This window comes from Pseudomonas sp. LBUM1672 (assembly GCF_059695655.1).
In genome coordinates this window covers 2,019,669-2,042,738 of record NZ_CP166781.1, presented here as the reverse complement: position 1 = coordinate 2,042,738, position 23,070 = coordinate 2,019,669, and the positions used below count along the sequence as shown (strand labels likewise).

The window sequence follows — 23,070 nt, the reverse complement described above, 5'->3', positions numbered from 1 at the left end:
GGAGTCCAGATGCCAGCTCTCTACGTGATGATCCCGGCCGCGCTGCTGATCGTGGCCATCGCTATCTTTATCTTCTTCTGGGCGGTCGACAGCGGTCAGTACGACGACCTCGACGGCCCGGCCCACAGCATTCTGTTCGACGACCAGGACCCGAACCACAAGGCCGCGGTCGACGAAGCCAGCGGCCATCCGGCCAAACCGGACGACAAGGCGCCGCCTCATGCTTGAGTTGGCGCCACTGTTGGTGTCTGCGGTGATTCTCGGCCTGCTCGGCGGAGGCCATTGCCTGGGCATGTGCGGCGGCCTGATGGGCGCGTTGACCCTGGCGATTCCCAAGGAGCAACGCAGCCGACGTTTTCGACTGTTGCTGGCGTACAACCTGGGGCGAATTCTCAGCTATGCGACGGCCGGTCTTCTGATCGGCCTGGCGGGCTGGGCGGTCGCCAACAGTCCGGCGGCCATGTTCATGCGCGTGATTGCCGGATTGCTGCTCATCGCGATGGGGCTTTACCTCGCCGGCTGGTGGAGCGGCCTGACCCGCATCGAAAGCCTCGGACGAGGCCTGTGGCGGCATATCCAGCCGGTTGCCAACAAACTGCTGCCGGTATCGAGCCTGCCCCGCGCGTTGCTGCTGGGCGCACTGTGGGGCTGGCTGCCGTGCGGGTTGGTTTACAGCACGTTGCTGTGGGCGGCGAGCCAGGGCAATGCGCTGGACAGTGGGCTGCTGATGCTCGCGTTCGGGCTCGGCACCTGGCCGGTGCTGCTGGCCACGGGGCTCGCGGCGGAGCGGGTCATGGCGTTGTTGCGCAAACGCAGTGTGCGGATGACGGGTGGGTTGCTGGTGATGGTGTTCGGCATCTGGACCTTGCCGGGGCCGCATCAGCATTGGCTCATGGGGCATTAGATCGGTGGTGCGCCCTTCGCGGGCAAGCCTCGCTCCTACCTGTAGGAGCAAGGCTTGCCCGCGAAGAGTTCCTGATCAACAACACAAATCCTGACCGTTGATGCAAATCAAGATGCCCCGCCGCCCCACCCCATAGACTCGCTGACACTGCCAGCCTATCCGGGGGAATGCCCGCATGATGCTCGACGCCATTCGTTGGGACACTGATCTTATCCGCCGTTACGACCTGGCGGGGCCGCGCTACACCTCTTACCCCACCGCCGTGCAATTCGACGGACAGGTCGGCACCTTCGACCTGTTTCACGCCCTGCGCGACAGCCGCAAGGCACTGCGCCCGTTGTCGCTGTACGTGCACGTGCCGTTCTGCGCGAACATTTGCTACTACTGCGCCTGCAACAAAGTCATCACCAAGGACCGTGGCCGCGCCCTGCCCTATTTGCAGCGCCTTGAGCAGGAAATCCAGCTGATCGCCTGCCACCTCGACCCGGCTCAGAAAGTCGAGCAACTGCACTTCGGCGGCGGTACCCCGACTTTTCTCAGCCACGACGAACTGCGCCAGTTGATGGCTCATCTGCGCAAGCACTTCAACCTGCTGGACGACGATTCCGGCGACTACGGCATCGAGATCGACCCGCGCGAAGCCGATTGGTCGACCATGGGCCTGCTCCGCGAACTGGGCTTCAATCGGGTCAGCATTGGCCTGCAAGACCTCGACCCGGCGGTGCAACGGGCGGTCAATCGCCTGCAAAGCCTGGAAGAAACCCGCGCCGTGATCGACGCCGCCCGGACCCTGCAATTTCGTTCGATCAACATCGACCTGATCTACGGCTTGCCGAAGCAGACACCGGACAACTTCGCCCGCACGGTCGACGAAGTCATCGCACTGCAACCGGATCGGCTTTCAGTGTTCAACTACGCGCACCTGCCGGAACGCTTCATGCCGCAGCGGCGGATCAACAGCAACGAGTTGCCGACGCCGGCGCAGAAGCTGGAAATGCTCCAGCGCACCATTGAACAACTGACCGCTGCCGGTTACCGCTACATCGGCATGGACCACTTCGCCTTGCCCGACGATGAGCTGGCGATTGCCCAGGAAGAATCGACCCTGCAACGTAACTTTCAGGGCTACACCACTCACGGCCATTGCGATTTGATCGGGCTGGGGGTGTCGGCCATCAGTCAGATCGGCGACCTCTACTGCCAGAACAACAGCGATCTGAATCAGTATCAGAACACGCTGGCCTCCGCCCAACTGGCCACCAGCCGTGGTTTGCTGTGCAACGCCGATGACCGCGTGCGACGGGCGGTGATTCAACAGTTGATCTGCACGTTCAACCTGGAGTTCGCGGACATCGAACAGGCCTTCAACATCGATTTTCGCGGTTACTTCGGTGAACTGTGGCCTCAGCTACAGACCATGGCCGATGACGGTTTGATCAGCCTCGACAACGAGCGGATCAGCGTACTGCCCGCCGGTCGCTTGCTGGTGCGCTCGGTGTGCATGGTGTTCGATGCCTATTTGCAACAGCACAATCACCAGCGGTTTTCGCGAGTGATCTAGTCATCAGCTCACTTGCCGGTTAGCAAAATGCTGGCTTTACGACCCTGCGGCAAAATCGCCGCGTGCCTGAATGTCCTCCCGTGAGTTACCCTTACGGCTTATGTGTGTTTTCCCACAAGGATTGAAGAAATGTCCGAGCCAGTAAAACTGCGCGCTCAAAGCCAGGTCCATTGCAAGGATTGCAGCCTGGCCCCCCTCTGCTTGCCACTTTCTCTGAATCTGGAAGACATGGAAGCGTTGGACGAAATCGTCAAACGGGGTCGTCCGCTGAAAAAAGGCGAGTTCCTGTTCCGCCAGGGCGACACTTTCGATTCCGTTTATGCAGTACGCTCCGGCGCCCTCAAGACCTTCAGCCTGAGCGATGGCGGTGAAGAACAGCTCACCGGTTTCCACCTGCCAAGCGAACTGGTCGGGCTGTCGGGCATGGACACTGAGAAGCATCCGGTTTCGGCGCAAGCCCTGGAAACCACGTCGGTGTGCGAAATCCCTTTCGAACGCCTCGACGAACTGGCCCTGCAACTGCCGCAACTGCGCCGTCAGTTGATGCGAGTGATGAGCCGCGAGATTCGTGACGATCAACAAATGATGTTGCTGCTGTCGAAGAAAACCGCCGACGAGCGCATCGCTACATTCCTGGTCAACCTCTCGGCACGCTTTCGCGCGCGGGGTTTCTCGGCCAATCAGTTCCGCCTGAGCATGTCGCGCAACGAAATCGGCAATTACCTGGGCCTGGCGGTGGAAACCGTGTCCAGGGTGTTCACGCGCTTCCAGCAAAACGAACTGATCGCCGCCGAGGGCAAGGAAATCCACATCCTCGACCCGATCCAGCTCTGCGCCCTGGCCGGTGGTTCCCTCGAAGGCTGATTCTGGCGATTGCGGCTGAGCGAAACGGTTCAGCCGCCGTTATACTGCGACGTTTGCAGCCTGCCAGGATTCTTCGACCATGGCCTTTGACGCCTTCGACATCAAATCCCTCATCCGTCCCGTGATCGACTTCCCGAAGCCGGGCGTGATCTTTCGCGACATTACGCCGTTGTTCCAGTCGCCCACGGCCCTGCGCCTGGTGATGGACAGCTTCGCCCATCGTTATGTCGAGGCGGACTTCACGCACATCGGGGCGATGGATGCCCGTGGTTTCCTCATCGGCTCGATCCTGGCCTATCAGTTGAACAAGCCGTTGGTGCTGTTCCGCAAGCAAGGCAAACTGCCGGCCGACGTGTTATCCGAAGGTTATGCGACCGAATACGGTGAAGCCTTTCTCGAAGTACACGCCGACAGCTTGTGCGAAGGCGACTCGGTGGTGATGTTTGATGATTTGATCGCCACCGGCGGCACGCTGATCGCAGCGGCGAACCTGATCCGGCGCATGGGCGCACGGGTTCATGAAGCGGCGGCGATTATTGATCTGCCGGAGCTGGGTGGGTCGCAGCGGCTGGAAGAGATGGGGATTGCGACTTTTTGCCTGACGCAGTTTTCGTTGAGCGAGAAGTAAGCGGCGCCTGTACTGACGCCATCGCGGGCAAGCCCGCTCCCACAGTGACCTACGCCGTACACAAGATTTGTGTCTGACGATAATTCTGTGGGAGCGGGCTTGCCCGCGATGGTGTCAGCCGCTACACCGCCGATTAAAGCCCCATCTGCTTGCTGATAATCTCGTTCATCACTTCCCGCGTCCCGCCACCGATCGACAGAATCCGGTTATCCCGATACAACCGCTCCACCAGGCTTTCACGCATGTAACCCAAACCACCCAAAATCTGCACCGCATCCGTGGTAATTCGGTCAGCCGTGTCCGTCGCAAAATTCTTCGCCATGGAAATCTCCTTGATCACGCTCTGCCCCGCCGCCATTTTCGCCGCCTGACGGTAAGTGAACTCCCGTGACACCTCCAACGCCGTAGCCATTTCCGCGAGGCGGTGCTTGAGCACCTGGAATTTGCCGATGGGTTTGCCAAAGGCCTCACGCTGACGCGCCCATTTCAGGCTTTCCTCCAGCGCCAACTGCGCCGTCATGTTGGCCATCAACGCCAACGCCAGGCGTTCGCTCTGGAAGTTACCCATGATGCAGGCGAAGCCCATGTTCTCGGCGCCAATCAGATTTCCTACAGGCACCCGGCAATCGTCGAAGAACAATTCGGCGGTATCCGACGCCCACCAGCCCATTTTCTTCAACTGCCGCCCTACGGTGAAACCCGGTGTGCCCTTTTCTATCAGGAGCAGACTGATGCCGCCGAAACCCGGCTCGCCGGTACGCACCGCAACGGTATAGAAATCCGCGCGCACACCGCTGGTGATAAAGGTCTTGTTGCCGCTGACCCGGTAGAAATCACCGTCACGTACCGCACGGGTTTGCAGGTTGGCAACGTCGGAGCCGCCGCTGGGTTCGGTGACCGCCAGCGCGCTGATCTTCTCGCCGGCCAGCACTGGCGGCACGACGCGGTCACGGACTTCGGGACTGGCCCACTTGAGTATCGGCGGCAGGCCGATGTCCAGTGAACCGAGGCCGGCCACCAGACCGCCAGAGCCGCAACGCATCAGTTCTTCGCTGGCCGCGACCTTGGCGAACAGGTCGCCTTCGTGGCTGCCGCCCAAAGATTCGGGATAACCGATCCCCAGGATGCCCACCGCACCGGCCTTGAGGTAGAGCTCGCGCGGAAAGCTTTCCGCCTCTTCCCACTGGTCAATGTCCGGAAGGATCTCGCGTTCGACGAAACGTCTGACGCTGTCACGGACCAATTGGTGGCTGGGATCGAAGTATTCCTGGAAGGCAGGCATCGGCGAACTCCACTGAAGGTTCAGCGAAGTTAACCGAGCGCTTGCTTGGTTTTCAACAGGATTGTTGTGAACCATATGGATCGAGGTGCCTGCATCGCGAGCAAGCTCGCTCCCACAGGGACTGGGGTTCTCACAGATTTGTAATCAACACCGGACACTGTGGGAGCGGGCTTGCCCGCGATGGCGCCAGTTCAAGCACTACAAGGCTATCGGTTTACGCCCGGCAAACGAATGCGCCAACGTCCCGCCATCCACCAGTTCCAGCTCACCCCCCAACGGCACACCGTGGGCGATACGCGAAGCAACCAGGCCTTTATTACTCAGCAACTGCGCGATGTAATGCGCCGTCGCCTCACCTTCCACCGTCGGGTTGGTCGCCAGGATGACTTCGGTAAAGGTGCCCGCCTCTTCAATCCGCACCAACAGCTGCGGAATGCCAATGGCCTCGGGTCCCAGGCCGTCGAGCGGCGAGAGATGGCCCTTGAGCACAAAATAGCGACCCCGGAACCCGGTCTGCTCCACGGCGTAGACGTCCATCGGACCTTCCACCACGCAGAGCAAGGTGTCGTCACGGCGCGTATCGGCACATTGCGGGCAGAGATCATCTTCGGTCAGCGTGCGACATAACCGGCAATGGCCCACCCCTTCCATGGCCTGGCTGAGTGCCGACGCCAGTCGCGAACCACCGCTGCGATCACGCTCAAGCAGTTGCAGCGCCATGCGCTGGGCGGTTTTCTGACCGACACCCGGCAAAATTCGCAGGGCATCGATCAGTTGGCGAATCAAAGGGCTGAAGCTCATGGGGAAACGTCCGACAAATCAACGAGACGCGGTTTATACCCGCGCCTCTGTATAGCGTCAATTATTCAGTCCTGGGCGACCCGTACCACCAGTTTGCCGAAGTTGCGTCCTTCAAGCAGACCAATGAACGCCTCGGGGGCATTCTCAAGGCCATCGACCACGTCTTCGCGGAACTTGACCTTGCCGTCCCGGACCCACGGCGCCATGGCACTGACGAACTCTGGCTGACGATCACCGTAGTCGTCGAACACGATAAAGCCCTGGATGCGTACGCGCTTGGTCAGCAACGTACGCTGCAACTGCGGCAGGCGATCCGGGCCGGTCGGTGCTTCGTGGGCGTTATAGGACGCGATGAGGCCGCAGAGCGGAATCCGCGCCTTGGCATTGAGCAGCGGCACCACCGCGTCGAACACCTTGCCACCGACGTTCTCGTAGTAGATATCGATGCCCTCGGGGCACGCTTGTGCCAGTTCCTCGGCGAAGTTCGGGCTCTTGTGGTCGACGCAGGCATCGAATCCCAACGCCTCCATCACGTAGCGACATTTTTCCGCTCCGCCCGCCACGCCCACTACGCGCAGGCCTTTGATCTTCGCCACCTGGCCGACCACCGAACCCACCGCACCCGACGCCGCCGCGACCACCAGGGTTTCGCCAGCGTTGGGCTGGCCGATGTCCATCAGGCCCATGTACGCGGTCATGCCCGGCATGCCCAGCACACCCAAGGCCATGGACGGGCTCGGCAACCCGGACGGCACCGGAATGATGTTGCGGCCATCGCTGATGCTGTGGCTCTGCCAACCGGTGGCGCCCACCACCAGGTCGCCTTCGTGGAATTTCGGATTCAGCGAGCGCTCGACGCGGCTGACAGCGCCACCGGTCATCACCTCGCCGATTTCCACCGGTGCGGCGTAGGACGGCGCATCACTCATACGGCCGCGCATGTAGGGATCCAGCGACAGGTATTGCGTTTTGAGCAGGACCTGACCGTCAGCCAGGTCCGGCAGGGCCTCCCGTTCCAGGCGGAAATTCTCTGGCGTCGGTGCGCCTACGGGGCGGGACGCCAGGACGATACGTTGGTTGAGGGTCAATGCGTCTGGCATGTGAGCGTCTCCTGTGATCGATGAATTCGGCGGTATAGGGGAGAAGACCTTTGTGGTGGTGTGGCGTTCGATGTTTCTGCCTTTCATTGTGGCGAGGGAGCTTGCTCCCGCTGGACTGCGCAGCGGCCGGCCCCCTTCTTTTCAGCTAAAGAGCGGGGCCGCTTCGCGCCGCCAGGCAAAAACAAAAATGCCAGGCGCGATGCCTGGCATTTTTTTGTAGCTCATCCGACGCGCTTTGGCGAATCAGAACGGCAGTTTCATACCCGGTGGCAGTTGCATGCCAGCGGTCATGTTGCCCATTTTGTCCTGGCTGTTGGCTTCGATCTTGCGCACGGCGTCGTTGACGGCGGCGGCGAACACGGCCTCCAGCATCTCTTTGTCGTCTTCGCTCAGGCCTTCAACCAGGCTTGGGTCGATGGTCACGCGCTTGACGTCGTGACGACCGGTCATCACCACGGTGACCATATCGCCGCCGGCTTTACCGGTGACTTCGGCGTTGGCCAGTTCTTCCTGCATCTTGGCCATTTTTTCCTGCATCTGCTGTGCCTGCTTCATCAGGCCGGCCATGCCACCTTTCATCATGGGAATCACCTCAAAAGTACTTGGATTAAACAGCGCCCGGCCCTAAGGGCCTAGCGCCTTCAGTTATTAGCCCTGACTGACCAGGGCTTCGACAGGTTCAATAGTATCGTTGCGGACCACCGCACCGAACTGCTGCATCATTTGCTGGATGAACGGATCACCGTGGATCGACTCCTCGGCCTCGCGCTGACGGTTCGCACGACGACGGGACGCGGCCTGGGCCGGGGTTTCCTGCTCAGGCTTGATCAGCTCCATGGTCAGGGTCAGCGTACGCCCGTGAAACTGGTTCAACGCATCGTTGAGACGGCGTTGCTGGGTCGCGTTGAACAAGGCGCTGTGGGCCGGGTCCAGGTGCATCAGCCAATTGTCGCCATCGACGGCGATCAGGGTGCAGTTGGCGGCGATGCTGCCGGTCATGCCGGAGATAGGCAGTTTCGGGAACAGCTCCAGCCATTGCAGGGCCAGACCGGTGGCGGGCATGGCGGCCGGCTCAGGCTCGGCTTCCGGCGCGGGTTCGGCGGTGTGTTCACTGGCCAGTTCATCAAGGTAACTGTAGGCCGAATCCATGTCCGGCTCGATGTAGTCTTCGTCCAGCGGCGGCTCGTCATCCAGGTCCACGCCCGGGGTGGCGGCATCGACTTCGGCCACTGACGGCTCCGGGATCGGCGCAGCGGCCCACTCCGGCGCGTCCGGCACCACGCTGTCAGGCGTCGGCAACGGCATGGGCGGTAGATCGGGTTGTTCGCTGGCAGTTTCCAGGACCGGCTCGACGGCGGGTTGCTGGACGGGTTCGGGCTCAACCGGGTCATTCCACGGCAAGTCGACCACCGCTTCAACCGCGACAGGCTCGACCACGGGCTCGGTCACGACAACGGGCGCAACCGGCTCAGGCGCTGGAGCAGCAACCGCCGCCGCAACGGGTTCAGGCGCGGGCACAACGGGTGCAACTGCCACAGCGACTACCGGCGCCACAACCGGCGCGGCAGCCACTGAATTTGCGGAATCAACTGTGGCCTGGCTGATCCCCACTGGCTTTAGCGGTTGCCTCGGGGCGTCGGCCGTGTCCGCCGGTCGGAACGCGAGCATTCGCAGCAGGACCATCTCGAAGCCACCACGCGGGTCCGGCGCCAGCGGCAAATCGCGCCGACCGATCAGGCCCATCTGGTAATAAAACTGCACGTCTTCGGCCGGCAAGGCTTGAGCCAGGGCCAGCACCCGATCGCGGTCGCCGTGACCGTTGTCGACGCCTTCAGGCAAGGCCTGGGCGATGGCGACACGGTGCAGCACGTTGAGAATTTCCGAGAGCACGCCGTTCCAGTCCGGGCCTTGTTCGGCCAAGTGACGAACGGCTTCGAGCAAGGCTTTGGCGTCGCCTTCGATCAGCGAATGCAGAACGTCGTAGACCTGACCGTGATCAAGCGTGCCGAGCATGGCCCGCACGTCGGCGGCCATGACCTTGCCTTCACCGAAGGCGATGGCCTGGTCGGTCAGGCTCATGGCGTCACGCATCGAACCGTCGGCGGCGCGGCCCAGCAGCCACAATGCATCGTCTTCGAACGGCACGTTCTCGACGCCCAGCACGTGGGTCAAATGCTCAACCACACGTTCCGGGGTCATGTTCTTCAAGGAGAACTGCAGGCACCGCGACAGAATGGTTGCAGGAAGTTTCTGCGGGTCAGTCGTCGCCAGGATGAACTTGACGTAGGGCGGCGGCTCTTCAAGGGTTTTCAACAGCGCATTGAAGGAATGGCTGGAGAGCATGTGCACTTCGTCGATCAGGTAGACCTTGAAGCGCCCGCGGCTCGGCGCGTACTGCACGTTGTCGAGCAGTTCGCGGGTGTCCTCGACCTTGGTCCGGCTCGCGGCGTCGATCTCGATCAGGTCGACAAAGCGGCCCTCATCGATTTCACGGCACACCGAGCACTCGCCGCAAGGCGTCGAAGTGATACCTGTTTCACAGTTCAGGCATTTGGCGATGATGCGCGCGATGGTGGTCTTGCCGACCCCGCGCGTCCCGGTGAACAGGTAGGCGTGGTGCAGCCGCTGGCTGTCCAAGGCATTGATCAGAGCCTTGAGCACATGGGTCTGGCCGACCATTTCGCGGAACGAGCGCGGACGCCATTTACGTGCAAGAACCTGATAACTCATCGAAAACCGTCGCAACTAAGGAACAGAAGCGGCTAATGCTAGCGGAGCAAGGCCAAAATTGCATCCGGTGCGCTCGTCTAATCTGGCTAAGATGCACTTTGGGGGGGCTTTTATCGGCTCAGGTTTGCGACGTACCGGAGCGTTTATGCGTTTTGCCTTAGGGGCACTGCTGTGGATAAGCCTGAACGTCGCCGCCGCTGAAGCGCCGCTGCGTTTCGTGGTGCCCGACAGTTGGGCGATGCCGATGGTGCAACTGGAGCGCGGGCGTGTAACCCAGGGCATCCTGTATGACGTGATGCTCAGCCTTGCCACCCAGGTCGGCGTGCCGGCCGAATTTCACGTGCTGCCGCGGGCGCGGGTGCAAGGCGCCATGGAACACGGTGAGGTCGACGTGCGCTGCTATGCCGCGCAGTCCTGGCTGCCGAATCAGTCCGGCGACTACATCTGGAGCATTCCGCTCTGGTTTCAGCGCGACATGCTGATCAGCCGGCAAGATCCGCTGCCCTCGGTAGTGCCTGCAAACCTGTCGCGACAAGCCGTCGGCACCGTACTCGGCTACAGCTACCCAACGTTGCAACCGCTGTTCGATACCGACCGACTGCACCGTGAAGACGCGCGCAACCAGGAACAGGTGCTGGAAAAACTCCACGCCGGGCGCTATCGCTATGCCGTGAGCAATCAATGGACGCTGGACTGGTTCAATCAACGCCTGTTACCCGACAAGCAACTCAAAGGCGTGGCGGTGCTGCAGGAACAGAGTGTCGGTTGCTACATGCGCAACGACCCCAAGGTGCCGGTGCAACGTATATTGCGCACGTTGCTGCGGATGAAAATGTCGGGGGAGATTGATGACATTATCCGGCTTTATATAGGTTCGGAGCCTGGTGCGCCTTAGCGATCTTTCTAATCAACTCGGGCCCCTGTGAGAGCGGGCTTGCTCGCGAAAGCGGTGTGTCATTCAGCGTTGATGTCGACTGATACACCGCTTTCGCGAGCAAGCCCGCTCCCACATGAGTCCAGTGGTGATCTCAAGACTTCAGCCAACCTGATCCATCGCTTGCCATTGCGGCGGCGCGACAAACCCGGCGACCCACGCCGGCACTTCGGCGGGCGGCATTGGCCGGGCGATGAAATTGCCTTGAGCCACTTCACACCCCAGTCGCAACAGCAATTCCCCGTGCTCGATACTTTGCAGCCCTTCGGCAATCACCTGCCGGCCAAACGCCCGGGCCAGTCCGATCACTGCCGTAGTCAGCGCCAGGTCATCGCGATCATCCAGAATGTCGCGCACAAAGGATTTATCGATCTTGATGGTTTGGGTGCGCAAACGCTTGAGGTAGCTCAGCGATGAATAGCCGGTGCCGAAATCGCCCAGTGAAAACTGCACCCCGAGCGCCTGACAGGCCTGCAGACAGGCGCTGACGTGCTGGATATTTTCGATCGCCACCGACTCGACGATTTCCAGGTCGAGCATCTGCGGCGCAACTTCGGTATGCCGGGCGAGGACTTGCCGGAGCCGATCGACGAAATCCGCGCGCTGAAAATGCCGTGCCGCGATGTTAATGCTGATCGGCCAGCCCTGCCCCGCCTGCTGCCAGCGGTGCAACTGCGTCAGCACCTGATCCATCACCCATTCACCGATGTCGACGATCAGGTCCGTCTCTTCCACAAACGGCAAGAACTCCCGGGCCGGCACCATGCCGTTTTGCGGATGTTCCCAGCGCAACAGCGCCTCGAAACCGACCACTACACCAAGGCGCATGTTGACCTTGGGCTGGAAATGCAGACGCAACTCATCGGCGGCCAGCGCCTGGCGCACGCGCTCGACCGTCTGGTGAGTGGCCTTGACCTCCTGATCCCGGGACACATCGAACAGATGGAATCGGTTGCGCCCGCGCTGCTTGGCCACGTACATGGCCTGATCGGCGTGACGCAGCAAGGTTTCGGCATCTTCATGGTCGAGGGGAAACAGCGTGACGCCGATGCTGGCGAACACATTGATGTCTTTGCCGTGCAAGGTGTACGGCGCCGAGATCGCCCCCAGCACCCGGTTTAGCGCCGCGCGCAATTCCGGCAGATCCCGCACGTAACGCAACACCAGCACGAACTCGTCACCGGCCAGCCGCGCCACCACATCTTCGCCGCGCACGATCTGGCGCAAGCGCTTGGCCACTTCTACCAACAATTGATCGCCACTGGCGTGCCCGTAACCGTCGTTGACCGCCTTGAACCCGTCAAGGTCGAGCATGCACACGGCGAGCGGGATGTTTTCCTGCCGGGAAAACTCCAGCGCCTGATCCAGAAGATCCGAGAGGAATGCGCGATTGGGCAGCCCGGTCAGCACGTCATGGCCGACCCGCCATTGCAGGGAATGCAACAACTGGCGTTTTTCGCTGATGTCGAAACGAATCGACAGGTATCGATCAACCCGTCCGGTGGCGTCATCGAGGACCGGCACCATGGTGCTTTCCACCCAGTACAGGCTGCCGTCCTTGGCGCGATTGCAGATATCGCCTTTCCAGACTTCGCCCAGCGCGATGGTGCGCCACATGCCGGCGAAGAACTCCGCGGTGTGCACGCCGGAATTGAGGAGACGATGATTCTGCCCGAGCAACTCGTCGCGGCTATAGCCGGACACCGCGCAGAACTGATCATTGACGTGGGTGATCCGGCCGCTCAGGTCGGTCTCGGAAAAAATGGCGGCGGCATCCACGGCCCTGCGGTACTTCTCATCCATGAATCAGGCTCGCTGTCGCTAGCGGTGGGACTGCGCAAACACGTTTTCACTCCATGGCCAGCATTTGATGAACTCGCAGAACCGAAGATCAGCTAGTCTCAAAAACCTCGTGCAAGGCTCGCAAAGGAGCGCAATGCTGGCGGTTTCGCATCGCCCATTTTCGGGAAACAGGTCACCAATCACCCCTTATTGGCGGCGATTCTACGAAACACATCACATTTTGCAAAGCAAGGTGATGGATCATGCAGTTGTCTAATGCAAAAATCTATCGTTAAGTTCTTGATTCTAAATGGGAATTGAGCGATGCAAATTTCAAGTTTGGGTCCAGCCATCCGACGCTACCGCAAGGTCGCGGGGCTTACTCAGGCTGAACTCGGCGAAAAAACCGGTTTTGACCCTAAAACCATCAGCCGCTTTGAAACCGGAACCTATACCCCCAGCGTTGAAGCCTTGTTCCTGCTTGCCGACGTGCTGGACGTCAAGCTGAAAGCCTTTTTCGCGGATTTAGGCGATGAAGAGGAACAGCGGGCATATCTGTTCGGTGTCATCCACAAAGCCACCCCGAAGGATCTGGGAAAGCTGATCGCAGCGGTTGACCAGGCCTTGTCCAAGCCTTAGTGGCGGAAATGAAAAAGGAGGCCGACGTGTCTGATACGACACGTCGGCCTCCTTTTTTACGTTCATTCTGTAAATCGGAAACGACAAAAAACCACCTGGAACAAACGCCATGGCAGCACAACAAAAGTCTTTTGGATAGATAACGCGAGAGAGAACTCGCGGTGCGTTATGGAGGCAACCCCACCAGCCACACCCCGGCACACAATGTTCCCGCTGTGGCTGCTTCCTTCCGGATCTGACCAGGTTCACGGGTAATCGTTGCGGGGGGACCGATGGGGTCACCATAACGACGCTCACCTGACGGCGAGCCGCGCCATTGTACCTATCTGAGACGAAGTTACAACCGTTCGGGGGGATTAAAAAATATGTGCTGCTTCAAGGACATGCAAAGTCTGCAGAACACCGCAGTCTTGTAGCAGCTGTCGAGCCTGCGAGGCTGCGTTCGGCTGCGAAGCAGTCGTAAAATCAGGCGACTTGGTTTTTCAGGTAAACCGCGCATACCGGATTTACGACTGCTGCGCAGCCGAACGCAGCCTCGCAAGCTCGACAGCTGCTACAAGCGGACGCGGGCGGCTACAGGTCTTGCAACACTTCATCCGCCCTGCCGCCCTCTTGCTGGATCACCAGATGGATGAAGTGCAGCTTGGCAATCACTGCCGGCGGCAGGACGAACGGGTAAAAATCGGGCTGGCCCATGCTGCGCGACAGTTCATTGAGCATGCCGGCCAGTTCGATCCATGCGTTGACGAACGACAGGAACGCCGCGCCGCCGGGATGCCGTGGATCGTAGAGCGTGCTGGACGGAAACGGCTGGTAGTCGAAGTCCATTTCCCGCGCGCTCATGCCGAACCCCAGCGCGGTGTCCACCGCGTCCATCATGTGCAGGTAATGCGCCCAGGTTTCCGCCCAGTCTTCCCACGGATGCATGGTGGCGTAGGCGCTGACGCACTGGTGCTGCCAGTCGAGCGGCGCGCCTTGCTGGTAATGGCGTTCGAGGGCGTCGGCGTAGCTGACACGCTCGTCGCCGAACAGCCCGCGAAATGGTTCCAGCCAGTGACCGTTGGCGATCAGCCGATCCCAGTAGTAATGACCGACCTCATGACGAAAATGCCCGAGCAGCGTGCGATAAGGCTCGTGCATTTGCACCCGGACCTTTTCACGGTGGGCATCGTCGGCTTCCTTGATATCAAGGGTGATCAGGCCGTTGGCGTGACCCGTGGTCGGCGGTTTGCCTTCAAGGTCGACACCGATGAAATCGAAGGCCAGACCGGTTTGCTCGTCGACGGTTTTGGGGATCACCTGCAACCCCAGGCTGATCAACTGCGCGACCAGGCGACGCTTGGCGGTTTCGACCTGGCGCCAGCGTTCGTGGTTTTCGGCAATCGACAGGTCAGGGATGGTGCGATTCAGGCTACAAGCGATGCACAGCGCATCGTGGTCATTGGCCGGCAGCAGCCAATTGCACGCGGCCGGGGAATCGAGGTTGGCGCAGCGTCGGAACAAACCGGCTTCGGGGTCGGCGTCGAGCAACCAGGTATCCGCTTGCAAGCCTGGTTGCAGCGAGGACAAGCGACTTTGCTCCGGCTGATAACCCAACGCTGCCGAACAGGCCAGGCACTGGCTGTTGCGAAAGAACAGCGACTGCCCGCAGCGGCAATGCCAGACCTTGCTGTTGCGCGAACTTTCACCCACGAAGGGCGCGGCGATGCGTGAGCTCAGCTGTTCGAAGAAGCGGTACATGACGATCTCTCCCTGGGGCTTGCCAAGACTAGATCATTCCCCAGCGAAGATCGTTCCCACGAGAACACACCTGCGTGCATTGCTTTTGTGGCGAGGGGATTTATCCCCGTTGGGTTGCGAAGCAACCCCAGATCCGGCAACCGCATTATCACAGACAGATTGCGGGCAACGGCCTTGCGACGACTTCGTCGTCGAACGGGGATAAATCCCCTCACCACAAGTTCAGTGTTAGATCGAGATGTCGTGTTTTTTCAGGAAATCGACGAACGCTTCTTCATCGAGCACTTTCAGTCCCAATTCGTTAGCCTTGGTCAGCTTCGAACCGGCACCCGGCCCCGCCACCACGCAATGAGTCTTGGCCGACACCGAACCCGCCACTTTGGCTCCGAGGCTTTCGAGTTTGTCCTTGGCGATGTCGCGGCTCATCAATTCCAGCGAACCGGTCAACACCCAGGTCTGGCCCGCCAGCGGCAGGCCTTCGACGACTTTTTTCTCGCTCTGCCAGTGCATGCCGAAATCGCGCAACTGCTTTTCGGCAGCCTCAGCAATCTGGCGATTTTCAGCAATCGCGAAAAACTCGCGAACCGAATTCGCCTGCTTCTCCGGCAAGGCCTGACGCATGTCCAGCCAGTCCGCGCTAAACACACCTTCCAGAGAACCAAACTTGTCCGCCAGCTTCTGCGCCCCGCCCGGCCCGACCGATGGAATGTGCAGCTTGTCGAGGAATCCACCCAACGTGGTGCTGGCGGCAAACTCGGCACCCAACTCGCCCTGATCCTGAATCTGCATACCGTGCTTGAGCAGATCCGCAATCACCTGCCGGTTATGCGCATCTTCAAAGAAGCTGTGAATCTCGTGAGCCACTTCCAGGCCGACATCCGGCAAGTACGTGAGCACTTGCGCCAACGCCTGCTGAACCCGCTCCAGCGAGCCAAGAGAGCGCGCCAGCACCTTGGCCGTCTCCTCGCCGACATCGGGAATCCCGAGGGCGTAGATAAACCGTGCCAGGCTCGGTGTCTTGCTGTCTTCGATCGCGGCGAGCAGCTTATTGCTCGACAGCTCGGCAAAGCCTTCCAGGTCGACAATGTCATCGAACTTCAAGGCATACAGATCGGCGGGAGAACTCACCAGACCTTCATCGACCAATTGTTCGACACTCTTGTCGCCCAAGCCTTCAATGTCCATCGCGCGGCGGGAGACGAAGTGAATGATCGCCTGCTTGAGTTGCGCACCGCAGGCCAGACGACCGACGCAGCGGTACACCGCGCCTTCGCTGACGGTCTCGCGCCCCTTGCTGCGCTTGACCAGTTGCGTGCGCTCGACATGCGAGCCGCAAACCGGGCACTGCTCCGGAATCTGTACCGGACGCGCATCGTCCGGGCGACGCTCCATGACCACTTGCACCACTTGCGGAATCACGTCGCCCGCACGGCGGATGATCACGGTGTCGCCGATCATCAGGCCCAGACGCGCCACTTCATCCATGTTGTGCAACGTCGCATTGGCCACGGTGACACCGGCGACCTTGACCGGTTTCAGGCGCGCCACAGGCGTCACGGCGCCGGTACGACCGACCTGGAATTCCACGTCGAGCAGTTCGGTGAGCTCCTCCATGGCCGGGAATTTGTGGGCAATTGCCCAGCGCGGTTCGCGAGCACGGAAGCCCAGTTCACGCTGGGACGCGATGCTGTTGACCTTGAACACCACGCCGTCGATTTCATAGGCCAGGCCGTTACGGCGCTCACCGATGTCGCGGTAGTAATCCAGGCACTCATCGATGCCGTGCGCCAGTTTCAGTTCGCGACTGATCGGCATGCCCCACGCCTGGAGCTGCTTGAGATTGCCAATGTGCGTGTCGGCAATGTCCGCCGAAATCTGGCCGATGCCGTAGCAGCAGAATTCCAGCGGACGGTTGGCAGTGATCTTCGAATCCAGCTGGCGCAAGCTGCCGGCCGCCGCGTTGCGCGGGTTGGCAAAGGTCTTGCCGCCGACTTCCAGTTGCGTGGCGTTAAGGCGTTCGAAACCGGCCTTGGACATGAACACTTCGCCGCGCACTTCCAGGGTCGCCGGCCAGCCGGTGCCTTGCAGTTTCAGCGGGATATTGCGCACGGTACGCACGTTGACACTGATGTCTTCGCCGGTGGTGCCGTCGCCGCGTGTCGCGCCGCGCACCAACACGCCGTCCTGATACAGCAAGCTGACCGCCAGGCCATCGAGCTTCGGTTCGCAGCTGTATTCCACCGCCGCGCCGCCACCAAACAAGTCGCCGGCCGGCAGGTCGAGGCCTTCAGTCACCCGGCGATCGAACTCGCGCATGTCGGTTTCTTCGAAGGCGTTGCCGAGGCTGAGCATCGGCACTTCGTGGCGCACCTGAGTGAACGCCGACAGCGCCGCGCTGCCGACGCGCTGGGTCGGCGAGTCGCTGGTGATCAGGTCGGGGTTGGCCGCTTCGAGGGCCTTGAGCTCGTGGAACAGCCGGTCGTATTCGACGTCCGGAATGCTCGGCTCGTCCAGCACGTGATAACGGTAGTTGTGCTGGTCCAGCTCAGCGCGCAGCTCTAGAATGCGGGTTTTGGCGGCGGTCATGGGTGGTCTCTCATAAAGCAAAAGAGCAGCCGAGGCTGCTCAATCTTCTAAACAATAGCGTAACGACGCATGTTCTGTGGCGAGGGAGCTTGCTCCCGCTCGGCGGCGAAGCCGTCGTAAAGCCAGCGATTGCGGTGTGTCTGAATGAAGGGGGCTGCTTCGTAGCCCAGCGGGAGCAAGCTCCCTCGCCACAAAAAGCTCTCCTGACATAGAGAGCTTCGTTTTGAATCAACGCTTCTGGGTCAGGGCGCGACGTTCGAACTCAACGATACGCTGACGGTAATGCTCAATCGTCTGGGCGGTCAGCACGCTGCGCTGGTCGTCTTTCAGTTCGCCGTTCAACTCCTGGGACAGTTTGCGCGCCGCGGCCACCATCACGTCGAAGGCTTGCTTCGGATGACGCGGGCCTGGCAGGCCGAGGAAGAAGCTCACCGCCGGGGTGCTGAAGTGGTCGATGTCGTCCAGATCGAAGATGCCCGGCTTGACCGCATTGGCCATGGAGAACAGGACTTCACCGTTGCCGGCCATGCTTTCGTGGCGGTGGAAAATATCCATCTCGCCGAAACGCAGGCCGCTTTCCAGAATGTTCTGCAACAGCGCCGGGCCCTTGAAGCCGGCTGCGTCACGGCAGATCACGCTGATCACCAGCACTTCTTCGGCTTGCGGTTGTTCCTTGTCGCTGACCGAAGGCGAGGACTTGGTGTCATCCGGGAAATCGTCGTCACGGCTGCTGAAGCTCGGGCCGCCGTCCAGGTCCAGGCTGAGGTTCATGTCACCCTGGGAAGGTTCGCCGTGGCCACGCTTGCCGCGCTTGGAACCCGACTCACGCGGTTCACGTGCAGGCATGCTCACCGACGGCAGATCGTGCTCGTCCAGTTGTGGTTCTTTATGCGTATCCAGCACGCGGGGCGGGCCCAACAGCTCGGCGCTGGTGTCCTCGTCCGGCAGGTTGGACAAACTTCGGTCAAGACGGAATTTCAGTTTTCCCTTGCCGCCGCGCATGCGACGCCAGCCATCGAAAAGAATACCGGCAATGACAATAATGCCGATGACGATCAGCCACTCGCGCAGACCGATTTCCATGTAATCCCGTGCCTCTATAAAAAATGCTGAAAAATAAGGGGTTTACAACTCGTAAACCGCTTTAAAACGTGGCGCCAACTCTATGTTCTGACAGGCGTTTTGCCCACGTATACGAAAAATTGACATTAAACTAGCACGACCAAAGGCAACTTTACACCGTCTGTCACACCGGCTTGCGCGAATATGTCGATTGGCCAGCAAGTCAAGACAGGTAAAAAAGTCCTACAGACCCAAAATACTTGCCCTACAAGCGCCGACTCAGGCCTCCACCATCGCCATCGCCTCCTCGACATCCACTGCTACCAGACGCGAGCAACCCGGTTCGTGCATCGTCACACCCATCAATTGTTCAGCCATTTCCATGGCGATCTTGTTGTGGGTGATGTAGATGAACTGCACCGTCTGCGACATCTCTTTGACCAACCGTGCGTAGCGTCCAACGTTAGCGTCATCCAGGGGTGCATCCACTTCATCGAGCATGCAGAACGGCGCCGGATTCAACTTGAAGATCGCAAAAACCAGGGCCAATGCGGTCAGGGCTTTTTCGCCACCGGAGAGCAAATGGATGGTGCTGTTCTTCTTTCCTGGCGGCTGCGCCATGATCGTTACCCCTGTATCGAGTAGATCTTCGCCCGTCAGTTCCAAATACGCGCGCCCTCCACCGAAAACTTTTGGGAAAAGAGCCTGTAAACCGCCATTGATCTGATCAAAGGTATCCTTGAAGCGGTTGCGGGTTTCCTTGTCGATCTTGCGAATCACGTTCTCGAGGGTGTCCAGTGCTTCCACCAGATCGTCATTCTGCGCATCCAGATAACGTTTACGCTCGGATTGTTGCTGGTATTCGTCGATGGCGGCCAGGTTGATCGCACCGAGGCGCTGAATACGCGCGGCAATGCGTTCGAGTTCTTCTTCGGCGTCCTTCTCGCTGGCCTCGGCGGTCAGCGTGGCGAGCACGCCATGCAGGTCGTAGCCGTCTTCCAGCAACTGATCTTCCAGCGTTTTGCGGCGCACGGTCAGGGCTTGCCATTCCATGCGCTGGGTTTCCATCTGCCCGCGAATCATCTGCGATTGCTGCTCAGCCTGGTTGCGGCGCTTTTCCGCGTCACGCAATTCACGGTCGGCGTCTTCCAGGGCGATCTGCGCCGTCTTGAGTTCTTCGTCGACGGTCATCCGTTTGTCGAGCAACTCTTCGAGTTTCAGGCGCAACTCTTCCAGTGGCGCTTCGCCCTCCTCCAGATTGAGGCTCAGCTGTTCGCGTTTCTCGGTCAGGCGCTCGGACTGCATTTCCAGACGCTCCAGCGCCTGACGCGTCGAGTCATGTTGCGCCTTGAGCGAGCCGAGGCGTACCGCCAGTTGATGAGCGTGATCCTTATGCTGCCGGGCTTCCTGGCGCACCCGATCAAGTCGCTCGCGCAGGCTGTCGCGTTGGGCCAGCAGCAACTCACGCTGCTCGGTGTCCAGCGCCATGGCGTCGAGGGCTTCCTGCAATTGCAGACGCGCTTCGCCGATGTTTTCGTGCTCAAGCGCCCGTTGTTCGGCCAGCTCGGTGAGTTCTTCATCGAGGCGCGTGCGACGCAACGTCAGCTGCTCGACCTTGGCTTTGCCGGCAGACAACTGGGCTTTCAATTCACCTTGCTGACGCGCTTCGTCTTGCAGCAAACGACGCAAATGTTCGCGACCGTTTTCCTGCTGACGCTGCTGCGCCCTGAGGTTTTGCAGCTGGGTTTCCAGGGTTTCGACCGTGGCTTCGCGCTCTTCACGCTCGATGCTCAGACGCTGGATTTCCTGACCACGAGCGAGCACGCCGCTCTCCGCTTCGCTGGCCCGCCGCACACGTAGAAAGTGCCGCCCGACCCAAAAGCCGTCGCGACTGATCAGGCTCTGGCCGGCAGTCAATTGACTGCGCAAAGCCAACGCCTGTTCAAGGTTCTCAACCGGTTTGACCTGCCCCAGCCACGGCGACAGATCGATCTGCGCTTCAACCTTGTCGAGCAGGCTGCCCGGCACGCGCACGCCATCGCTGGCCGGGCTGAGCAAACGCAAATCGCCCTGGGCAAACCCGGCCAGATCGAAATCGCCGAAGTCATCCACCAGCACCGCTTGCAGGTCGGCGCCGAGCACGGTTTCCACCGCCAGCTCCCAACCCGCTTCAACTTTCAAACCTTCGGCCAGACGCGGACGGTCCGCCAGATGCTGTTCGCGCAGCCATTCGGCGGTGCCGGTGCCCGGATCGAGCGCGGCTTGCTGCAACGCTTCGAGGGACGCGAGACGACCGTTAAGGCGCTGTAAATCGCCTTGGGCCTGCTGCTGATTTTGCAAAGCCAACTGCAATTCCTGACGCAGTTGCTCAAGGCGCTCGACCTGGGCTTCTTCGCTGGCCTGCAAATCTTCAAGCGTCGCTTCGCTCGCGGCCAGTTGCTCGCTGAGTTCCATGATTGCGGCATCTTCCGGGTCCGCCGAGAGCAACGCGCGCTCTTCGCCAAGGCGCTTCTGGCGATCGGCCAGACGCTCCATGCTGGTTTCGAGTTGCTGAATGCGAGACTGCTGAACTTCGGATTGGCGGCGCGGCTCGGCGGCAGTCAGGTTGAACGTGTCCCACTGCTCCTGCCAGGCGTGCATGGTGGTCTCGGATTCTTCCAGCGCGGCGGCGGCTTCTTCGGCGGCGGCGCTGGTGACTTCCTGCTCCGGCGTGAGCATGTCCAGCTCTTCGCCGAGGGTCAGCAGCAAGGTGCGGTCGTGGCCCAGGTGCGATTCGGTTTCCAGGCGCGCGCGCTCGGCTTCTTTCAGATCATCCTGCAATTGCCGCAAGCGCTGCTGACCGTGCTGGATGCTCTGCTCGACCCGGGCGATGTCGCCGCCGACCGAATAGAAGCGTCCCTGCACCAGATTGAAGCGCTCTGACAGGTCATGGTGCCCGTCACGGAAGCGCTCGATAGCCGCATCGGCATTGCGCTGCTCGGCGACCAAGGCTTCGAAAGTGACTTCCTGATTGCCGATGATCGCTTCGCGCTGCCCGACCTGTTCGTTCAACGCCTGCCAGCGCAGGGCCGACAGCTGGGCCTTGAGCTGACGCTCCTCGCCTTTGTATTCCTGATACTTCTTGGCGGCCTCGGCCTGGCGGTGCAAACGCTCAAGCTGACGCTCGAGCTCTTCGCGCAGGTCGGTCAGGCGGGCCAGGTTTTCATGGGTGCGGCGGATACGGTTTTCGGTCTCGCGCCGACGTTCCTTGTACTTGGAGATGCCCGCCGCTTCTTCGATGAAGTTGCGCAGATCTTCGGGCTTGGACTCGATCAGCTTGGAGATCATCCCCTGCTCGATGATCGAATAGCTGCGCGGGCCCAGGCCGGTGCCGAGGAAAATGTCGGTGATGTCACGACGGCGGCATTTGGTGCCGTTGAGGTAGTAAGTGGTCTGGCTGTCGCGGGTCACTTTGCGGCGAATGGAAATTTCCGCATAGGCGGCGTATTCACCGAGCAAGGTGCCGTCGGAGTTATCGAACACCAGCTCGATACTCGCCTGGCTCACCGGCTTACGGCTGGTCGAACCATTGAAGATGACGTCGGTCATCGACTCGCCACGGAGGTTCTTCGCCGAACTTTCGCCCATCACCCAACGAACGGCGTCGATGATGTTCGACTTGCCGCAGCCATTGGGCCCGACCACTGCCGCCATATTGCTCGGGAAGTTCACCGTGGTCGGGTCGACGAAGGATTTGAACCCTGCCAGTTTTATGCACTTGAGCCGCACGCTTAAGCGTCCGTCAGGGCAGAAACCACCAGATCGCTGCTGCGCTGGGCATAGGCCGTCAGCACTTCGCGGATCTGCGGAAAGTCACGAGCCAGCACGGCCGCGAGCAAGCGTTCGAACAGTTCGAGGAACTCGCTCATCGACGCCTTGCGCTGGTCCAGGGCGAGGAAATACGCGCGGCTCATGGCCGGCTGCAGGTTCTCGACGGTTTCCTGCAAGTACGGGTTGTTGGCGAACGGGTACGCGGCGCGCATCACGTTGAAGCTGTCGTCGACGAAAGTGCGGATGTCCTGACGTTCGTAGCTGGCGGCCAGGCGCTGCTGGATCTGCACGAACGGCGCCATGTCGGCCTGGACCTGCCAGCCTTTGGCCACGGCATTGCCTAGCAGAATATAGAGCTCGCTCATCAGCGTGCACAGGCTCTGCACCTTATGGGCGGTGAGCTCGGTGACGTGGGCACCGCGTCGCGGCAGGATCGCGATCAGGTGGCGGCGCTCGAGGATCAGCAAGGCCTCACGGACCGAACCGCGGCTGACATTGAGGGCCAGCGTGACCTTCTGTTCCTGGATGCGCTCTCCCGGCTTCATTTCGCCGCGAATGATGCGTTCGGCGAGGTGATGGGCGATTTGCTCGGCGAGGCTGTCCGGCGCCTTGAACGTCATGTGTGTCCTTCAAATTCTTCGATCTGC

At 60.5% G+C, this 23,070-nt stretch carries 18 protein-coding genes and 1 other RNA gene; 7 read left to right on the top strand and 12 right to left on the bottom strand.

What is annotated here, in order from left to right:
• Positions 1-9: 9 nt before the first annotated feature.
• From ccoS to ACA053_RS09200, 5 genes are all read left to right on the top strand, one after another.
• Positions 10-228 carry a cbb3-type cytochrome oxidase assembly protein CcoS gene (ccoS, locus tag ACA053_RS09220; protein ID WP_109628926.1) on the top strand — a complete coding sequence of 73 codons (219 nt, stop codon included), beginning with the start codon at positions 10-12 and terminating at the stop codon, positions 226-228.
• Positions 221-904 carry a sulfite exporter TauE/SafE family protein gene (locus tag ACA053_RS09215; RefSeq protein WP_497395085.1) on the top strand — a complete coding sequence of 228 codons (684 nt, stop codon included), beginning with the start codon at positions 221-223 and terminating at the stop codon, positions 902-904. The genes ccoS and ACA053_RS09215 overlap by 8 nt, the downstream gene beginning before the upstream one ends.
• Positions 905-1,082: 178 nt before the next feature.
• The gene (gene hemN / locus ACA053_RS09210; protein ID WP_109635992.1) at positions 1,083-2,465 is read left to right on the top strand and encodes an oxygen-independent coproporphyrinogen III oxidase; all 1,383 of its coding nucleotides are present in this window, start codon (positions 1,083-1,085) and stop codon (positions 2,463-2,465) included.
• A gap of 129 nt (positions 2,466-2,594) precedes the next feature.
• Positions 2,595-3,329, top strand: coding sequence for a fumarate/nitrate reduction transcriptional regulator Fnr (fnr, locus tag ACA053_RS09205; RefSeq protein ID WP_497316792.1), 735 nt, complete (start codon positions 2,595-2,597; stop codon positions 3,327-3,329).
• Positions 3,330-3,408: 79 nt separating this feature from the next.
• A complete protein-coding gene (locus ACA053_RS09200) occupies positions 3,409-3,957 on the top strand; it encodes an adenine phosphoribosyltransferase (RefSeq protein ID WP_497316790.1) in 549 nt (182 codons plus the stop codon).
• 133 nt (positions 3,958-4,090) lie between these two features.
• Here the strand turns inward: ACA053_RS09200 and ACA053_RS09195 are convergent, their stop codons facing one another.
• From ACA053_RS09195 to dnaX, 5 genes are all read right to left on the bottom strand, one after another.
• Positions 4,091-5,239, bottom strand: coding sequence for an acyl-CoA dehydrogenase family protein (locus ACA053_RS09195; protein ID WP_497395083.1), 1,149 nt, complete (start codon positions 5,237-5,239; stop codon positions 4,091-4,093).
• A gap of 198 nt (positions 5,240-5,437) precedes the next feature.
• A complete protein-coding gene (gene recR / locus ACA053_RS09190) occupies positions 5,438-6,040 on the bottom strand; it encodes a recombination mediator RecR (RefSeq protein ID WP_109628916.1) in 603 nt (200 codons plus the stop codon).
• Between the two features lie 65 nt (positions 6,041-6,105).
• Entirely contained in the window at positions 6,106-7,140 is a 1,035-nt protein-coding gene (gene curA / locus ACA053_RS09185) for an NADPH-dependent curcumin/dihydrocurcumin reductase (RefSeq protein ID WP_497316786.1), read from the bottom strand.
• A 243-nt stretch (positions 7,141-7,383) separates the two neighbouring features.
• Positions 7,384-7,722, bottom strand: coding sequence for a YbaB/EbfC family nucleoid-associated protein (locus tag ACA053_RS09180; protein WP_109628912.1), 339 nt, complete (start codon positions 7,720-7,722; stop codon positions 7,384-7,386).
• Positions 7,723-7,788: 66 nt separating this feature from the next.
• Complete coding sequence (gene dnaX / locus ACA053_RS09175) at positions 7,789-9,870, bottom strand: DNA polymerase III subunit gamma/tau (RefSeq protein ID WP_497316785.1); 2,082 nt, start codon at positions 9,868-9,870, stop codon at positions 7,789-7,791.
• Between the two features lie 145 nt (positions 9,871-10,015).
• Here dnaX and ACA053_RS09170 point away from each other — a divergent pair, with 145 nt between their 5' ends.
• Positions 10,016-10,765 carry a substrate-binding periplasmic protein gene (locus tag ACA053_RS09170; protein ID WP_497316783.1) on the top strand — a complete coding sequence of 250 codons (750 nt, stop codon included), beginning with the start codon at positions 10,016-10,018 and terminating at the stop codon, positions 10,763-10,765.
• A 141-nt stretch (positions 10,766-10,906) separates the two neighbouring features.
• On the opposite strand, the gene ACA053_RS09165 is transcribed toward ACA053_RS09170, so the two are convergent.
• Positions 10,907-12,607 carry a putative bifunctional diguanylate cyclase/phosphodiesterase gene (locus tag ACA053_RS09165; protein WP_497395081.1) on the bottom strand — a complete coding sequence of 567 codons (1,701 nt, stop codon included), beginning with the start codon at positions 12,605-12,607 and terminating at the stop codon, positions 10,907-10,909.
• 303 nt (positions 12,608-12,910) lie between these two features.
• On the opposite strand from ACA053_RS09165, the gene ACA053_RS09160 reads away from it, so the two are divergent.
• Positions 12,911-13,225: a helix-turn-helix domain-containing protein gene (locus ACA053_RS09160; RefSeq protein ID WP_109628903.1), complete on the top strand. Its 315-nt coding sequence runs from the start codon at positions 12,911-12,913 to the stop codon at positions 13,223-13,225.
• A 178-nt stretch (positions 13,226-13,403) separates the two neighbouring features.
• Here the strand turns inward: ACA053_RS09160 and ffs are convergent.
• The 6 genes from ffs to ACA053_RS09130 form a co-directional block, all read right to left on the bottom strand.
• Positions 13,404-13,500: signal recognition particle sRNA small type (ffs, locus tag ACA053_RS09155), an RNA gene on the bottom strand.
• Between the two features lie 298 nt (positions 13,501-13,798).
• Entirely contained in the window at positions 13,799-14,965 is a 1,167-nt protein-coding gene (locus tag ACA053_RS09150; RefSeq protein ID WP_497316779.1) for a zinc-binding metallopeptidase family protein, read from the bottom strand.
• Positions 14,966-15,193: 228 nt separating this feature from the next.
• Positions 15,194-17,551, bottom strand: a complete 2,358-nt coding sequence (gene ligA / locus ACA053_RS09145; RefSeq protein ID WP_497395079.1) for an NAD-dependent DNA ligase LigA — start codon at positions 17,549-17,551, stop codon at positions 15,194-15,196.
• Between the two features lie 228 nt (positions 17,552-17,779).
• Positions 17,780-18,634 (bottom strand): cell division protein ZipA, encoded by an 855-nt coding sequence (gene zipA, locus ACA053_RS09140; RefSeq protein WP_109628880.1) that lies wholly within the window; start codon positions 18,632-18,634, stop codon positions 17,780-17,782.
• Between the two features lie 258 nt (positions 18,635-18,892).
• Complete coding sequence (gene smc, locus ACA053_RS09135) at positions 18,893-22,381, bottom strand: chromosome segregation protein SMC (RefSeq protein ID WP_497395077.1); 3,489 nt, start codon at positions 22,379-22,381, stop codon at positions 18,893-18,895.
• Positions 22,382-22,383: 2 nt separating this feature from the next.
• A complete protein-coding gene (locus ACA053_RS09130) occupies positions 22,384-23,043 on the bottom strand; it encodes a GntR family transcriptional regulator (RefSeq protein ID WP_109628876.1) in 660 nt (219 codons plus the stop codon).
• Between the last annotated feature and the right edge of the window lie 27 nt (positions 23,044-23,070).

Coding starts and splice junctions, on each gene's coding strand:
- curA (WP_497316786.1), bottom strand. CDS start 7,140: ATGCCAGACGCATTGACCCTCAACCAACGTATCGTCCTGGCGTCCCGC.
- ACA053_RS09165 (WP_497395081.1), bottom strand. CDS start 12,607: ATGGATGAGAAGTACCGCAGGGCCGTGGATGCCGCCGCCATTTTTTCC.
- recR (WP_109628916.1), bottom strand. CDS start 6,040: ATGAGCTTCAGCCCTTTGATTCGCCAACTGATCGATGCCCTGCGAATT.
- hemN (WP_109635992.1), top strand. CDS start 1,083: ATGCTCGACGCCATTCGTTGGGACACTGATCTTATCCGCCGTTACGAC.
- zipA (WP_109628880.1), bottom strand. CDS start 18,634: ATGGAAATCGGTCTGCGCGAGTGGCTGATCGTCATCGGCATTATTGTC.
- ligA (WP_497395079.1), bottom strand. CDS start 17,551: ATGACCGCCGCCAAAACCCGCATTCTAGAGCTGCGCGCTGAGCTGGAC.
- ACA053_RS09180 (WP_109628912.1), bottom strand. CDS start 7,722: ATGATGAAAGGTGGCATGGCCGGCCTGATGAAGCAGGCACAGCAGATG.
- ACA053_RS09170 (WP_497316783.1), top strand. CDS start 10,016: ATGCGTTTTGCCTTAGGGGCACTGCTGTGGATAAGCCTGAACGTCGCC.
- fnr (WP_497316792.1), top strand. CDS start 2,595: ATGTCCGAGCCAGTAAAACTGCGCGCTCAAAGCCAGGTCCATTGCAAG.
- dnaX (WP_497316785.1), bottom strand. CDS start 9,870: ATGAGTTATCAGGTTCTTGCACGTAAATGGCGTCCGCGCTCGTTCCGC.
- ACA053_RS09195 (WP_497395083.1), bottom strand. CDS start 5,239: ATGCCTGCCTTCCAGGAATACTTCGATCCCAGCCACCAATTGGTCCGT.
- ACA053_RS09130 (WP_109628876.1), bottom strand. CDS start 23,043: ATGACGTTCAAGGCGCCGGACAGCCTCGCCGAGCAAATCGCCCATCAC.
- ACA053_RS09150 (WP_497316779.1), bottom strand. CDS start 14,965: ATGTACCGCTTCTTCGAACAGCTGAGCTCACGCATCGCCGCGCCCTTC.
- ACA053_RS09200 (WP_497316790.1), top strand. CDS start 3,409: ATGGCCTTTGACGCCTTCGACATCAAATCCCTCATCCGTCCCGTGATC.
- ACA053_RS09215 (WP_497395085.1), top strand. CDS start 221: ATGCTTGAGTTGGCGCCACTGTTGGTGTCTGCGGTGATTCTCGGCCTG.
- ccoS (WP_109628926.1), top strand. CDS start 10: ATGCCAGCTCTCTACGTGATGATCCCGGCCGCGCTGCTGATCGTGGCC.
- ACA053_RS09160 (WP_109628903.1), top strand. CDS start 12,911: ATGCAAATTTCAAGTTTGGGTCCAGCCATCCGACGCTACCGCAAGGTC.